We start from the raw sequence: 14028 nt of genomic DNA, 5'->3' as shown, positions 1-14028 counted from the left end.
CACAACACGGGGCATCCGTCGGGATGCGGGGTTGGTCTATCCTGCTTCGGCGGACGGTCGCACTTGACGGATGATTTGTTTGCACCAGGCGCCGCGACTTCGACTGCCTTCCCTTGGGAAGCGCCGGGAGTCGACGAGATCCGCGGCCTCGCGCCTCGTGCTTTTTGACCCGCGAAGGCAAGAGATAGCGGACATATGAGGCAGAACCAGCAGAACAAGCAACGGATGCGCGGCCGGCCCAACCGCAAGGCTCCCAATCCGCTGACCCGGTCGTTCGATTCCAACGGCCCGGACATCAAGATCAGGGGCACCGCCCTCCACATCGCCGAGAAATATACCCAGCTCGCCCGCGATGCATCCTCCTCCGGCGACCGGGTGATGGCGGAGAACTACCTCCAGCACGCCGAGCATTACTATCGCATCATCGCCGCCGCCCAGGCTGCCCAGGCGGCTGCCGCCGCGGGACGCGAGGACGAGAGCGAGGACGACGATTTCGAGCCGATTGGCTCCGACCGCTTCGAGCCGCGCCAGATCGAGATGCGCCAGCCCGGCCAGTTCGACAACAACCGCCAGCCGAACGAGCAGCGCGATTCGCGCGAAGGCGGCGGCTATCAGAACCGCGACAACGGCGGCAACCGCGACAACGGCAACCAGCAGCCGCGCGAGCCGCGCGACAATAATCGCAACGGCGACAACAATCGCAACGACAACGCCGGCGGCGATCGCCAGCAGCAGGGCGACTATCGCCGCGGCCGCCAGCGTTTCGACCGTTTCGGCCGCGACAACCGCGGCGAGCGCCAGGGGCAAGGCGAGCGCCAGGGGCAGAACCAGGACAACCGTGGCGGCGAGCGCCAGCCGCAGCCGGTGGCGGTGCCGACGCTGGCCGACGCGCCACAGCCCGACGTCAGCTTCCCCGACGCGCCGCAGCCGGTGGTCCGCATCGAGCGTGAACGCGAGCGGACGCCGCGCGGCGAGCCGACGCCGCGCACCGAGCCGACGCCGGTCGCCGCCGAGGCCGGCCTGCCGGCCTTCCTGCTGGAGCGCCAGCCGCGCGCTTCCGAGCCCGCCCCGGTCGCCGTCGCCGAGCGTCCCGCCCCGGTTGCCGAGGCGCCCGCCAAGCCGGCGCCGGAACCGGCCGCTTCGGAAGCGCCTGCCGCCGAGACGGCCGGTGACGAGGAGACGCCGCGCAAACGCACGCCGCGCCGCCGCGCCACCACGCTCGGCACGCCGATCGCCCCGACCACCGCCCGTCCCCGCACCCGCCGCGTCAAGACGCCGGCCGAAGGGGGCTCCGAGGGCGGCGAAGGCTGAGGCCGCCTCATTCGCCGGAAGAAACGGGGGCCGCGTCGGCAGCGACGCGGCCCTTGTCGTTTGGTTGCGCCTTGCGCCTCATTCCAGGAGGCAATGAGAATGCTGGCTCTCCGCTTGCCGATATCTCAAACCGCCGTGGCGGACGAGAATGCCGGCTCTCCGCTTGCCGATATCTCAAGCCGCCGTGGCGGATGAGAATGCCGGCTCTCCGCTTGCCGATATCTCAAGCCGCCGTGGCGGATGAGAATCGGCAACCGGCTCAGTAGGTGGATGCGCCAGTGTCTCAGTGAGATGACCTCATGCGACGGAAAGACTGGAAGGGGCGCTCCGAGTCTGCCCTTTGGCTGCTCCCCATCCAACACCCCGCCCCCGCTGACGTCGATATCTGAAACATCCAGATATTTACATATATATATATCAAGATAGAACTATATATAGCTTGAAGGCGGCAGCGCTTGTCTCGGCACGGAAAGCGTCCCGCTGCCGCGACGATTCAGCCCCTCCTACCGCCGAAAAGCCCGACCGCGTCCGCCGGTTCGCCATCCCGCGACATCCGCTGGCCGGCATCCCCGATAAACGGAAAAGGGCGGCGCCACCGGCACCGCCCTCTTCCAAATGTCCTGTCAGCAGTCTCAGGCCGCCGCGTCGCGCGACCGCTCGCGCTTGCGCTCGATCGGATCGAGCGTCGCCTTCCTGAGGCGGATCGACTTCGGCGTCACCTCGACCAGCTCGTCGTCCTGGATCCAGGCCAGCGCCCGCTCCAGCGTCATGCGGATCGGCGGCGTCAGGCGCACCGCCTCGTCCTTGCCGGACGAACGGACGTTGGTCAGCTTCTTGCCCTTGAGGACGTTGACCTCAAGGTCGTTCTCGCGCGTGTGCTCGCCGACGATCATGCCCTGGTAGACCTTCCAACCCGGCTCGATCATCATCGGCCCGCGATCCTCAAGGTTCCAGAGGGCGTAGGCGACGGCCTCGCCCTGGTCGTTGGAGATCAGCACGCCGTTGCGCCGGCCAGGCAGGTCGCCCTTGTGCGGCTGGTAGTCGTGGAACAGCCGGTTCATCACCGCCGTGCCGCGCGTGTCGGTCAGGAGTTCCGACTGGTAGCCGATCAGGCCACGCGTCGGCGCGAAGAACACCAGGCGCAGGCGCTTGCCGCCCGACGGCCGCATCTCCACCATGTCGGCCTTGCGCTCGCTCATCTTCTGCACGACGACCGAGGAATAGTCCTCGTCGACGTCGATCACCACTTCCTCGATCGGCTCCAGCGTCTCGCCCGCCTCGTCCTTGCGGAACACCACGCGCGGCCGCGACACGGCCAGTTCGAAGCCCTCGCGGCGCATGGTCTCAATCAGCACGGCAAGCTGCAACTCGCCGCGGCCCGAGACGAAGAAGGAGTCCTTCTCGGTGCTTTCCTCGATCTTCAGGGCGACGTTGCCCTCCGCCTCGCGGATCAGGCGGTCGCGGATCATCCGGCTGGTCACCTTGTCGCCCTCGGTGCCGGCCAGCGGCGAGTTGTTGACGAGGAAGGTCATGGTGACGGTCGGCGGATCGATCGGCTGGGCGTGCAGCGGCTCGGTCACCTCGAGGGCGCAGAAGGTCTCGGCCACCGTTCCCTTGGTGAGACCGGCAATCGCCACGATGTCGCCGGCTTCGCCGACGTCGATCGCCGTGCGCTCGAGGCCGCGGAAGGCCAGGAGCTTGGAAACGCGGCCCTGGTCGACGACGTTGCCGTCCTGGTCGAGCACCTTGATGGTCTGGTTGGTCTTCACCGAGCCCGAGGTGATGCGGCCGGTGATGACGCGGCCGAGGAAGGGATTGGCCTCCAGCAGCGTGCCGATCATCCGGAACGGCGCGTCGGCCTCGACATGCGGCGGCGGCACGTGCTTCAGCACCAGCTCGAACAGCGGCGCCATGCCCTCGCTCTCGGCGCCCTCCGGCGACATCGAGAACCAGCCGTTGCGGCCGGAGCCGTAGAGGATCGGGAAGTCGAGCTGCTCCTCGGTGGCGTCGAGGTTGGCGAACAGGTCGAACACCTCGTCCACCACCTCGTGGATGCGGGCGTCGTGGCGGTCGACCTTGTTGATGGCGACGATCGGCTTCAGGCCGACCTTCAGCGCCTTGCCGACCACGAACTTGGTCTGCGGCATCGGCCCCTCGGCGGCGTCGACCAGCACGATGGCGCCGTCCACCATGTTGAGGATGCGCTCCACCTCGCCGCCGAAGTCGGCATGGCCGGGGGTGTCGACGATGTTGATGCGCACGCCGTGCCAGACCACCGAGGTCGCCTTGGCAAGAATGGTGATGCCGCGCTCCTTCTCGAGGTCATTGGAATCCATCACGCGCTCGGTCACCTTCTGGTTCTCGCGATAGGTGCCGGACTGCTTCAGAAGCTCGTCGACCAGCGTGGTCTTGCCATGGTCGACGTGCGCGATGATGGCGATGTTGCGCATTTGCATAGGCGTACTCGATTGGGAAAAGACAGACGGCCCGAAGCGAACCTTCGGACCGTCATTTTGCCGCGCACTATACAAACGATTGTGACGGGAGCAAGAAAAACCTGATTATTCCGGCGATCATCAGCCATGCAGAGGCATAAAATATTGCCTCAGGCGCGGCGGACACCGAGAAGGCCCGGCACCGAGTGCCAGAAGGCCTGAACGGCAAATCCCATGAACAGCAAACCCGAGCCGCGCACGATGGCCAGTTCGTGCCTGCGGTAGAAGCGCCGCACAGCGCCGGCGCCGATGATGGCGATCAGCACCAGATCGGCGACGAGGAAGCCGACGAAGGAGGCGGCCAAGAGCGGCGGCAGGCTCGAGAACGACAGCCTGTCGGCGACGCCGCCGACCAGCGCCGTGAACGTGGCGAGCGCCACCGGATAGCCCTTGGGGTTGGTGAGGCCGAAGACGAGGCCGCGCCGGAACGGCCGCGTCACCACCATCACCGCCTCGCCCGCCAGGCGCGGCCGGGCCCGGAAGGCGCGCCAGCCGATGACGGCGAGATAGGTGCCGCAGACGCAGCCGAGCAGGTCGAACACCACCGGCCCCACCACGTGCGCGCCGACCAGCGCGACCAGGGCGAGGCTGGTCCACAGCGTGTCGCCGGCGAGGTGGCCGACGATGAAGCGGGCGCCGGCGCCGCGCCCCTGGCCGGCGCCGATGCCGAGCAGCGCGATGAAGGCCGGACCGGGGATCACCACATAGAGAAAGGCGGCGAGGAAGGCGGAGAGGAACAGGGAAAGGGGCATGGCGCGGGCATCGGCCTTCTGCGGGAAACGGCGTGAGCTTCTCCCGAATCGCCGCCGCGCGCAATCGGCGCAGGGCGGTGGTGGCCAGGGAAAGCGTCCGTCCGCCGGCGACAACGCGACTCGTATCGTTGCCGCCCGCGATTCCCGCCATATCGCGTCATTCGCGGCAACGACCTTTACGCGCGATTAATCGGCGAAGGCCATGCTGCGGCGGGAAATGAACAGCCGGGAGGAGGCGCGGGACACTGCGTGCGGCTGGGTCAACCGGGGGAGTTTTTCCGCATGCCGAAATTCGCATTCAGGAGATTGATGCCGCGGGTGCATCTGCGCATCGCCACGAAGGTGCTGGCCTTCGGACTGTTCTCGCTCTTGGGCCTCGCCGTGGTCGGCGGCCTCTACATGCTGCAGGACATCAACGCCAACGGCTATCGCCAGCGCGCCGCCAGCGCCCGCATCAACGCCGATCTGGCCGGCACCCTGCAAACCACCGCCTTGCAGCTCCGCCGCTCCGAGATCGAGTTCCTGTTCACCGGCAACGAGCGTTATTCCGGCCTGCACGGTGACCTGATGCGCATGACCGGCTCCAACATCCAGCAGCTCGAGGCGCGCATCAAGGCCACCGACCCGACGAGGGCCAGCAACGTCGCCCAGATCAAGGCCGGCCTCGAGGACTACGGCACCGCCTTCAAGGCCATCCTCGACATCAAGAAGCAGCTCGGCCTCTATCCCAAGCAGGGCGTCGGCGGCGCGCTCCAGAAGTCCGCCGACGCGGTGAACGACCTGCTTGCCGCCAACCCGGCGCCGGAACTCGCGGCCCTGTTCGCCACCATGCGGACCTACGAGAAGGACTTCATGCTGAAGAACGACCCGCAGGCCTTCACCGCCTTCGGCAAGACGTCCATGGACTTCACCCGCGCGCTGGCCCGCAGCCCGCTCAATGCCGATGCCAAGGCGGCGCTCGGCAAGGCGGTGGAGGAATACGCCGGCAACGTCGGCCAGTGGGTCACCCTGCAGCAGAAGTTCCTCAGCATCTACGAGCAGCTGTCCAACGGCTACAAGGCGCTGGAGCCGCAGCTCGACAATCTGGTGACGATGATCCGCAGCGTCGACACGGCCGCCTCGACCTCGGAAATCCGCGCCCGCCGCGAGGCCAGGGACCAGCTGATGATGATCTTCGGCGGCATCATGGCGATGACGCTGGTGTTCGGCTGGCTGCTGGCGCGCGGCATCGTCAAGCCGATCGGCCGCATCACCGCCGCCATGAAGGCGGTCGCCGCCGGAACGCGGGACGTCGCCATTCCCTATGCCGGCGACCGCACCGAGGTCGGCGACATGGCGCGGACGCTCGACGTGTTCGCCAGGGGCCTGTCGGAGACCGAGCGGCTGCGCGCCGAGCAGGGCGAGAACGACCGCCTCGCCGCCGAGCGGCAGCTCCGCGAGCGGCAGGCGCTCGCCGATACCTTCCAGTCGACCATGGGCGCGCTGGCCGATCGCTTCGCCCGCTCGTCGGCCGAGGTGGCCGAGGCCGCCCGCGAGCTGTCGGAGACCGCCGACGCCACCTCGGGCCGGGCGCAGTCGGTGACCGGCGCCGCCGAGGCCGCCGCCTCCAACGTGCAGACCGTGGCGGCCGGCGCCGAGGAGCTGACCGCCTCGATCCGCGAGATCAACACCCAGGTGGCCAAATCGGCCGGCATCGCCGACGAGGCCGCCGAGGAGGCGTCGCGCACCGAGACCAAGGTGCGGGCGCTGACCGACGCCGCCGTCCGCATCGGCGACGTGGTCAACCTGATCCGGGCAATCGCCGAGCAGACCAACCTTCTCGCCCTCAACGCCACCATCGAGGCCGCGAGAGCCGGCGACGCCGGCAAGGGTTTCGCCGTCGTCGCCTCGGAGGTGAAGCAGCTGGCCGCCCAGACGGCCAAGGCCACCGACGAGATCGGGTCGAAGATCGGCGAGATCCAGGAAGCGACCAACGAGACGGTGACGGCGATCGGCCGCATCACCTCGACCATCTCGATGATCCGCGAGGTCACCGCCTCGATCGCCGGTGCCGTCGAGGAGCAGGGCGCGGCGACCGGCGAGATCGCCCAGAACACCCAGCGGGCCGCCGAGGGTACCCAGACGGTGACCGGCTCGATCGCCGGCGTCGGCGAGGCCGCCGAACTGACCGGCCGCGCCTCCACCCACCTGATGTCGCTCTCAACCGAGCTGGAGCATCAGTCCACCGACCTGCAAAGCGAAGTGGGCAAGTTCGTCGACAGCCTGCGCGCCGCGTAAGTCGCCGGCCGCATCGAACGAAAACGGCGCCGCCCCGAAAGGGCGGCGCCGTTTGATTTTCCGATGCGATCCATCCTTGCACCGCCCGCCGCCCGTGGGACGGCGGGCAGGCCGAATTGCCGCAGCCGGCTCAGCCGCGATCGCGCTTGGCCAGCGTGCGAAGCCGCAGCGCGTTGAGCTTGATGAAGCCGGCGGCGTCCTTCTGGTCGTAGGCGCCCTGGTCGTCCTCGAAGGTGACCAGCGTCGAGGAATAGAGCGTCTTCGGCGACGAGCGGCCGGTGACGATGACGTTACCCTTGTAGAGCTTCAGCGTCACCTCGCCCTCGACATTCTCCTGGCTCTTGTCGATCAGCGCCTGTAGCATGTAGCGCTCGGGCGCGAACCAGAAGCCGTAGTAGATCAGCTCGGCATAGCGCGGCATCAGCTCATCCTTGAGATGCGCGGCGCCGCGGTCGAGCGTGATGCTCTCGATCGCCCGGTGGGCGGCGAGCAGGATGGTGCCGCCGGGCGTCTCGTAGACGCCGCGCGACTTCATGCCGACGAAGCGGTTCTCGACGAGGTCGAGGCGGCCGATGCCGTTGTCGTGGCCGAGTTCATTGAGCTTGGTCAAGAGTTCGGCCGGCGAGAGGCGCACGCCGTTGACCGACACCGCGTCGCCCTTCTCGAAGCCGACGGTGATGATCGTCGCCTTGTCGGGCGCCTCCTCCGGCGAGATGGTGCGCATGTGGACATATTCGGGCGCCGGCTGCGACGGGTCCTCCAGCACCTTGCCCTCCGAGGAGGAGTGCAAGAGGTTGGCGTCGACCGAGAAGGGCGCCTCGCCCTTCTTGTCCTTGGCGATCGGGATCTGGTGCTTCTCGGCGAAATCGAGGAGGTCGGTGCGGCTCTTGAACGTCCAGTCGCGCCAGGGGGCGATGATCTTGATGTCCGGGTTGAGCGCGTAGGCGGAAAGCTCGAAGCGCACCTGATCGTTGCCCTTGCCGGTGGCGCCGTGGGCGATGGCGTCAGCGCCGGTCTTCCGGGCGATGTCGATCAGGTGCTTGGAGATCAAGGGACGGGCGATCGACGTGCCGAGCAGGTAGACGCCCTCATAGACGGCGTTGGCGCGGAACATCGGGAAGACGAAGTCGCGGACGAACTCCTCGCGCACGTCCTCGATGAAGATCTCCCTGATGCCCAACAGTTCGGCCTTCTTGCGGGCCGGCTCCAGATCGCCGTCGCCCTGGCCGAGATCGGCGGTGAAGGTGACGACTTCGGCGCCGAGTTCGGTCTGCAGCCACTTCAGGATGATCGACGTGTCGAGGCCGCCGGAATAGGCCAGAACGACTTTCTTGACTTCGCCCTTTTTCATGGGAACTCCGTGGGATGATCGGCCGGCCGGCGCCCCGCGCGGGCGCCGGTCTCCGAGTCAATGTCGATGGCAATCTATTATCTCGATATCGGCGCGGCGCAAGGCGCCTTCGCGCCCGATCGGCTCAGGAACGGCCGAGGCAGGGCGACAGGATGTCGCGGTCGGCGCGATAGGCGTCGGTCGCCACGTCCATCATGCTGAGCAGCGTGTCGAACAGGTTGTCGTGCGAATAGCGTTCGCCCGCCCTTGCCCGCACGCAGGCGACGTCGAGGCCGCGCGCCTCGGCATAAGCAGGCGAGAACCAGGTGACCATCGGCACGTGCGTCTGCGTCTCCGGCGCCAGCGCATAGGGCGCGCCGTGCAGGTACATGCCGTGTTCGCCGAGCGACTCGCCATGGTCGGACACGTAGTACATCGCCCCGGCCACCCGGTCGTCGTGCCGCGACAGGCTGTCGATGACCCGAGCGAGGAAGCGGTCGGTGGTCAGGATGGTGTTGTCGTAGGAGTTGACCACCTCCTGCTGGCTGCAGGTGGTCACCTGCTCGGTGGCGCAATCGGGGGTGAAGACGCGCAACTCCTCGGGATATCCCAGATAATAGGCCGGGCCATGCGAGCCGGTCTGGTGCAGCACCAGCACCGTATTGCGCGTGACGCCGCCGAGCAGCTTGTCGAGATCGGGCAGGAAGATGTCGTCGAGGCAGACGCCGGTGGCGCAGGCAACCGGGTCCTTGACGTCGTTGTAGGCCTTGGAGCCAAGGCGGGCAGTCACCCCCTTGGGGCCGGTGTTGTTGTCCCACCAGAGGACGTCGACGCCGGCGTGATGCAGCACGTCGAGCACGTTCTCGGTCGCCTTGGCCTTGTCGTCGGAATAGTCGGCGCGGCCGAACTTCGAGAACATGCAGGGCACCGACACCGCCGTCGCGGTGCCGCAGCTCGATACATCGGGGAAGTTGACGATGTCGCGCTTCTCCAGTTCCGGGTTGGTCTTGCGGGCGTAGCCGTTCAGCGAGAAGTTCATGGCGCGCGCCGTCTCGCCGACCACCAGCACCGTCACGAAGGGCCGGCCGGAGGCGGTGACGCGCGGGCCCAGCCGGGCATCGGTGCCGAGCGGCGCCACGACGACGTTGGTCTGCCTCAGGCTGCGCGTCGCGTAGGTGTAGGCCGAGGCGATCGGTATGGCCGGGTTCAGCGTCTTCATCACCAGCCGGTCCTGCCGGAGCGCGAAGACGATGGTGCCGAACTGGCTGTAGAACAGCGCGCCGCCCACCGCCACCGCAACCAGCACCAGCGCTGCCGTCGAGACGAGGCGCCGCCGCCAGGGCGCGTAGCCGATCCTGATCCACAGGACGACGGCGGCCGGCAGGCCGATGAACAGCGCCATGTGCAGGAAGAATTGCGGCGTGAACAGCTGGCCGGCCTCGTGGCCGGTGGTGGTCATCGCCGAATCGATCATCGCCACGTCGATGACGGTGCCGAAGGTATCGGTGAAATAGGAAGCGCCGCCGGCCGCCGCCAGCAGGAACAGCAGCACCGGCTTGGCCAGATAGGTCTGGAGGAGAAGAAGCAGCGCCACGAAATAGATGGCGGCCACGGCGGCCCCGAGGGCGAGGAGGGCGAGCGGCGTGGCGGCGAAGGCCGCCGCCGCCTTGTGCCAGAAGGTCTGGTTGCCGGCGACCAGCAGCCAGAGCGTGGCGGCGAGGGCCAGCCAGCGGCTGTCGACACGGGGCCGCAGGTTGGAAATCCGAGCGTTGATGGCCACAGCTGTTCCCCGAAAGCCCGATTTGGCCGCCTCCCCTTGCGGAGGAAACGTGTCAAAAGCGTGGCTGCGGCATCGGGGCCGGCGCGCCTTGCGCAGTCGGCAGCGGGCAACCATGTTTAGCCGAGATATCCAGCCGCGGAGTTCGACGTCAATGGCCGTTTTCCATCCCGACCCCGAGATCATCGGCCCGGCCGAGGGCCACGAGGCCCGCGTCCGCTCCCGCTTCTGGAGGACGGTCAGGAAGGCGATCGCCGCCGTTCCCTTCATGGACGAGGTGGTGGCCGCCTATTACTGCGCCCTCGACCCCGAGACGCCCGCTTCGGTGCGGGCGACGCTGCTGGCCGCGCTCGCCTATTTCGTCATCCCCTTCGACGTCGTGCCGGATTTCATCCTGGGGCTGGGCTTCTCCGACGACATCACCGTGCTGATCACCGCCATCACCATGGTGCGGCGCCATATCGGCGACCGCCACCGCGCGGCCGCCCGCGCCGCCCTGGGCCGGGTGACGGAGCAGACTTGATATCCGGACCCCCGCGAACATCGAGTTCGCGACCGTATATCGCGGTCAGGGCGCTCGCCGCAGTCAGGGATTGTCGACGGTTGTCGGGCTCCAGCCTTTGCCCGGAGGCCCGCCTCGGGCGGATGCTCATGCCGCAACCGAACGGCTGACCGGCGAAAAGGCCGGATAACTTCCGCCAGGCGCCCGTCAAACGGCCACCGGCCGCATTGTCGCCCGAATTCCGGCCAAGCTTCGCGCAATCTTGATGAGGCGCGGTCTCCGATCGGCCATGCAAGGCAGATCGAGACGCCGGAGCAACACTTTGGTAACCCTGACGCCTTACCGTTCCTTTACGCCTAATGCGGACCGCTTCGGTGGGCGCATCCGTGTCCCACGACAAGACCCAAGGTGATTAGATGACGAACGCACGCACCCTCGGCCTGGCCGTTGCCCTGCTGGTTGGCGCGACGACCATCGCCGCCGCCCAGCAAACCAAGGCGCCGACGCCGCTCCAGACGTTCGAGCGCTGGGCCACCTACACCTACAACACCGCCGCCGGCGCCAAGGTCTGCTATGCGGCCACGCAGCCGACCGAGACGGCGCCGCAGGGCGTCAATCGCGATCCGGTGTTCATGTTCATCACCAATCGCCCCAAGGAAGGCGTCAAGCATGAAGTGTCGGTGATCACCGGCTATCCCTACAAGGAAGGCTCGAAAACCACCGTCAAGATCGGCGACGCCACCTTCAGCATGTACACCAAGGACCAGGGTGCCTGGGTCGACAACGCCGCCGAGGAAAGCCGCTTCATCAACGCGATGAAGGGCGGCACGGACATGGTGATCACCGGCACCTCGCGCCGCGGCACGGTCACCACCGACACCTATTCGCTGAAGGGCGTCACCGCCGCGCTGAAGCGCATTGACGGCGAGTGCCAGTAAGCGCGACTTGCCTGGATAACCGTGAAGCCGCGGAGCGGCTTCCGGCGCCAAGCGGAGCGAAAGCCAGGGGCCAGAGGCCCGACGGCGACTGAGGTCAACATAAATGGAGTCCCGCGCCGGCGGAACGGCAGCCTTGCCACCGCTGGCTTGGGTTTTCTCAGGGTTTCTGCTATAGCTTGGCATAACCGGGAACGGTCGGGACGGTAACGTCCGCGACCGTTCTTGCATTTCGGGCGCAACGCGCCCACCTTCCAATCCCGCCAGGACCGATCGAACGCCCATGTCGACCGTCATCGACCACAGCCGCGCCCCCTCGCCCGCCGCCTTGCCGGAAAAGCCGTCGCTCGTCGGCATGTCGCGCATCGAGATCGCCAAGGCGTTGCTCGCCATCGGCGTCGAGGAACGCCAGCTCAGGATGCGCGTCTCCCAGCTCTGGCACTGGATCTACGTGCGCGGCGCGCGCCACTTCTCGGAGATGACCAACATCGCCAAGGAGTTGCGCGCCCGTCTCGACGCCGCCTATGTGGTCGGCCGGCCGGAGATCGTCACCGAACAGGTGTCGGCCGACGGTACGCGCAAGTGGCTGCTGCGCTTTCCCTCGCGCGGCGCCGGCAAGCCGGTGGAGATCGAGACCGTCTACATCCCCGAGGAGGGGCGCGGCACGCTCTGCGTCTCCTCGCAGGTCGGCTGCACGCTCAACTGCGCCTTCTGCCATACCGGCACGCAGATGCTGGTGCGCAACCTGACCGCCGAGGAGATCGTGGCGCAGGTGCTGGTCGCCCGCGACCGGCTCGGCGACTATCCGGACGCCGCCCCCAACGCCGAGGCGGCCATCCCGAGCGAAGGCCGCCTCGTCTCCAACGTCGTCATGATGGGCATGGGCGAGCCGCTCTACAATTTCGACGCTGTCAAGCAGGCGCTCGCCATCATCATGGACGGTGACGGCCTGTCGCTGTCGAAGCGCCGCGTCACGCTGTCCACCTCCGGCATGGTGCCCAATATCGCCCGCACCGGCGATGAGATCGGCTGCATGCTGGCCATCTCCCTGCACGCCGTGCGCGACGACCTCCGGGACGTGCTGGTACCGATCAACAGGAAGTACCCGCTGAAGGAGCTGATGGACGCCTGCCGCGCCTATCCGGGCCTGTCGAACGCGCGGCGCATCACTTTTGAATACGTAATGCTGAAGGGCGTCAACGACAGCCTCGAGGACGCCCGCGACCTGGTGAAGCTCCTGAAGGGCATTCCGGCCAAGATCAACCTGATCCCCTTCAACCCCTGGCCGGGCACCGCTTACGAATGCTCCGACTGGGAGACCATCGAGGCCTTCGCCGAGTTCGTCAACGACGCCGGCTACGCCTCGCCGATCCGCACGCCGCGCGGCCGCGACATCGCCGCCGCCTGCGGCCAGCTGAAGAGCGAGAGCGAGCGGCTCAGGAAGACCGAGCGGCTCAGGCTTGAGCTGGGGCTCAGCGAGGCCGACCTCGCCATGCGCGCCATGGTGGCCGGTCACGGAGAGGACTGATGCGGGCGATCGGCCGCATCTTCGCCGCGCTGATCGGCTTCATCCTGGCGGTGATCGCCGCTGCCGTGTTCATGCTGGCCGCCTCGGTCGGCCTCGGCCCGACCAATCCCGCCGACGCCTCGTGGTTCTGGGGCCAGTTCGGCGTCGGCGCCGCCTTCACGGCGAGCTATCTCGGCGCCATGGCGCTCGCCCCCTGGGCGGTGCTGATCCTGGTCACCGAGGTGTTCCGCCTGCGGTCGTCGCTCGTCTACATCCTGGCCGGCGGCCTCCTCGGCCTTCTGCCGGCCCTCGGTCTCGCGCCGATGATGCGGCCGCTGGACGGCGAGCCGCGCCAGATCGCCATCCTCATCGCCTCCGGCTTCATCGGCGGCTTCGTCTACTGGCTGGTGGCCGGCCGCATGGCCGGCGTCGACGGCGTCTTCCTGACCAAGCCGCCTACCCCTAAAGACGAGCCGTGACCAGCCTGACCGCGAAGGCGCCCATCACGCCGGCGAACACATAGTCGATCACCCGCATCGCCTTCGGCCGCGCCTTGAGGAAGGCGGCGACGCCGCTCGCCCCGAGGATCAGCGGCGTCATCGACAGCGTCGACACCGCCAGGAACCAGACGCCGAGGAACAGCAGCTTGCCGCGGGCGGCCGGGTCGCCCGGCTCGACGAACTGCGGCAGGAAGGTCAGGAAGAACAGCGCCACCTTGGGGTTCAGCACGTTGACGGCGAGGCCCTTGAGATAGAGCCGGACCGGCGAGCCCGGCGCCGGCGCCTCCGGCGCGAAGCGGCTGCCGTGGCGGAGGATGCCGACCGCCAGATAGAGCAGATAGAGCGCACCGGCCACCTTCAGCGCATCGAAGACAAGCGGCGAGGCGGCGATGAGCGCCGCGAGACCGAAGACGACCAGCAGCGTGTGCACGAGGATGCCCGAGCTGGTGCCGAGGAAGGCGGCGAAGCCGGCTCGCCGGCCGCGGGTGATCGCCGTGCCGACGAACATCGCCATGTCGGGGCCCGGCGTGAAGTTGAGCGCCAGCACGGCCAGCGTATAGGCGGCGATCAGGCCGGCGGTCGGCAGGAACTCCATTGCGGCGCCTCTCCTTGCGGTCGCCCGACACTACGGCCGCCACCGGC

At 67.7% G+C, this 14028-nt stretch carries 11 protein-coding genes; 6 read left to right on the top strand and 5 right to left on the bottom strand.

The features are described 5' to 3' along the window. Positions 1-195 precede the first annotated feature (195 nt). Complete coding sequence (locus tag H512_RS23420) at positions 196-1311, top strand: DUF4167 domain-containing protein (protein WP_053239738.1); 1116 nt, start codon at positions 196-198, stop codon at positions 1309-1311. A gap of 632 nt (positions 1312-1943) precedes the next feature. On the opposite strand, the gene typA is transcribed toward H512_RS23420, so the two are convergent. After that, positions 1944-3767 carry a translational GTPase TypA gene (typA, locus tag H512_RS0109980; protein WP_026783330.1) on the bottom strand — a complete coding sequence of 608 codons (1824 nt, stop codon included), beginning with the start codon at positions 3765-3767 and terminating at the stop codon, positions 1944-1946. A gap of 149 nt (positions 3768-3916) precedes the next feature. Continuing rightward, positions 3917-4558 (bottom strand): LysE family translocator, encoded by a 642-nt coding sequence (locus H512_RS0109975; protein WP_026783329.1) that lies wholly within the window; start codon positions 4556-4558, stop codon positions 3917-3919. Between the two features lie 282 nt (positions 4559-4840). Here H512_RS0109975 and H512_RS0109970 point away from each other — a divergent pair, with 282 nt between their 5' ends. Next, entirely contained in the window at positions 4841-6835 is a 1995-nt protein-coding gene (locus H512_RS0109970) for a methyl-accepting chemotaxis protein (protein ID WP_084798405.1), read from the top strand. A 130-nt stretch (positions 6836-6965) separates the two neighbouring features. Here the strand turns inward: H512_RS0109970 and H512_RS0109965 are convergent, their stop codons facing one another. Both H512_RS0109965 and H512_RS23415 read right to left on the bottom strand, forming a co-directional pair. After that, positions 6966-8186 (bottom strand): argininosuccinate synthase, encoded by a 1221-nt coding sequence (locus tag H512_RS0109965; RefSeq protein WP_026783327.1) that lies wholly within the window; start codon positions 8184-8186, stop codon positions 6966-6968. Between the two features lie 124 nt (positions 8187-8310). Beyond that, positions 8311-9945 (bottom strand): phosphoethanolamine transferase, encoded by a 1635-nt coding sequence (locus H512_RS23415; protein ID WP_169507144.1) that lies wholly within the window; start codon positions 9943-9945, stop codon positions 8311-8313. A 151-nt stretch (positions 9946-10096) separates the two neighbouring features. Here H512_RS23415 and H512_RS23410 point away from each other — a divergent pair, with 151 nt between their 5' ends. The 4 genes from H512_RS23410 to H512_RS25770 all read left to right on the top strand — a co-directional run bounded on the left by H512_RS23410 (position 10097) and on the right by H512_RS25770 (position 13365). Next, positions 10097-10465, top strand: a complete 369-nt coding sequence (locus H512_RS23410; protein ID WP_036790980.1) for a YkvA family protein — start codon at positions 10097-10099, stop codon at positions 10463-10465. Positions 10466-10860: 395 nt separating this feature from the next. After that, on the top strand, positions 10861-11382 hold the full coding sequence (locus H512_RS0109950) for an invasion associated locus B family protein (protein ID WP_026783326.1): 522 nt from the start codon (positions 10861-10863) through the stop codon (positions 11380-11382). Between the two features lie 280 nt (positions 11383-11662). Beyond that, the gene (gene rlmN / locus H512_RS0109945) at positions 11663-12907 is read left to right on the top strand and encodes a dual-specificity RNA methyltransferase RlmN (RefSeq protein ID WP_026783325.1); all 1245 of its coding nucleotides are present in this window, start codon (positions 11663-11665) and stop codon (positions 12905-12907) included. Next, positions 12907-13365, top strand: coding sequence for a hypothetical protein (locus H512_RS25770; RefSeq protein WP_053239737.1), 459 nt, complete (start codon positions 12907-12909; stop codon positions 13363-13365). The genes rlmN and H512_RS25770 overlap by 1 nt, the downstream gene beginning before the upstream one ends. On the opposite strand, the gene H512_RS0109935 is transcribed toward H512_RS25770, so the two are convergent. Then, entirely contained in the window at positions 13349-13981 is a 633-nt protein-coding gene (locus H512_RS0109935; RefSeq protein ID WP_026783324.1) for a LysE family translocator, read from the bottom strand. The two genes, H512_RS25770 and H512_RS0109935, sit on opposite strands and share 17 nt — an antisense overlap. Positions 13982-14028: the final 47 nt, after the last annotated feature.

Source organism: Pleomorphomonas koreensis DSM 23070, assembly GCF_000425185.1.
Classification (GTDB): domain Bacteria; phylum Pseudomonadota; class Alphaproteobacteria; order Rhizobiales; family Pleomorphomonadaceae; genus Pleomorphomonas; species Pleomorphomonas koreensis.
Note: the sequence above shows the minus strand (reverse complement) of the source record. Positions and strands in the feature narration are given on the sequence as shown.

What these genes read in the sequence shown, in the direction of transcription:
- H512_RS23420 (WP_053239738.1), top strand. Translation starts at nt 196, where the DNA reads ATGAGGCAGAACCAGCAGAACAAGCAACGGATGCGCGGCCGGCCCAAC.
- typA (WP_026783330.1), bottom strand. Translation starts at nt 3,767, where the DNA reads ATGCAAATGCGCAACATCGCCATCATCGCGCACGTCGACCATGGCAAG.
- H512_RS0109975 (WP_026783329.1), bottom strand. Translation starts at nt 4,558, where the DNA reads ATGCCCCTTTCCCTGTTCCTCTCCGCCTTCCTCGCCGCCTTTCTCTAT.
- H512_RS0109970 (WP_084798405.1), top strand. Translation starts at nt 4,841, where the DNA reads ATGCCGAAATTCGCATTCAGGAGATTGATGCCGCGGGTGCATCTGCGC.
- H512_RS0109965 (WP_026783327.1), bottom strand. Translation starts at nt 8,186, where the DNA reads ATGAAAAAGGGCGAAGTCAAGAAAGTCGTTCTGGCCTATTCCGGCGGC.
- H512_RS23410 (WP_036790980.1), top strand. Translation starts at nt 10,097, where the DNA reads ATGGCCGTTTTCCATCCCGACCCCGAGATCATCGGCCCGGCCGAGGGC.
- H512_RS0109950 (WP_026783326.1), top strand. Translation starts at nt 10,861, where the DNA reads ATGACGAACGCACGCACCCTCGGCCTGGCCGTTGCCCTGCTGGTTGGC.
- rlmN (WP_026783325.1), top strand. Translation starts at nt 11,663, where the DNA reads ATGTCGACCGTCATCGACCACAGCCGCGCCCCCTCGCCCGCCGCCTTG.
- H512_RS25770 (WP_053239737.1), top strand. Translation starts at nt 12,907, where the DNA reads ATGCGGGCGATCGGCCGCATCTTCGCCGCGCTGATCGGCTTCATCCTG.
- H512_RS0109935 (WP_026783324.1), bottom strand. Translation starts at nt 13,981, where the DNA reads ATGGAGTTCCTGCCGACCGCCGGCCTGATCGCCGCCTATACGCTGGCC.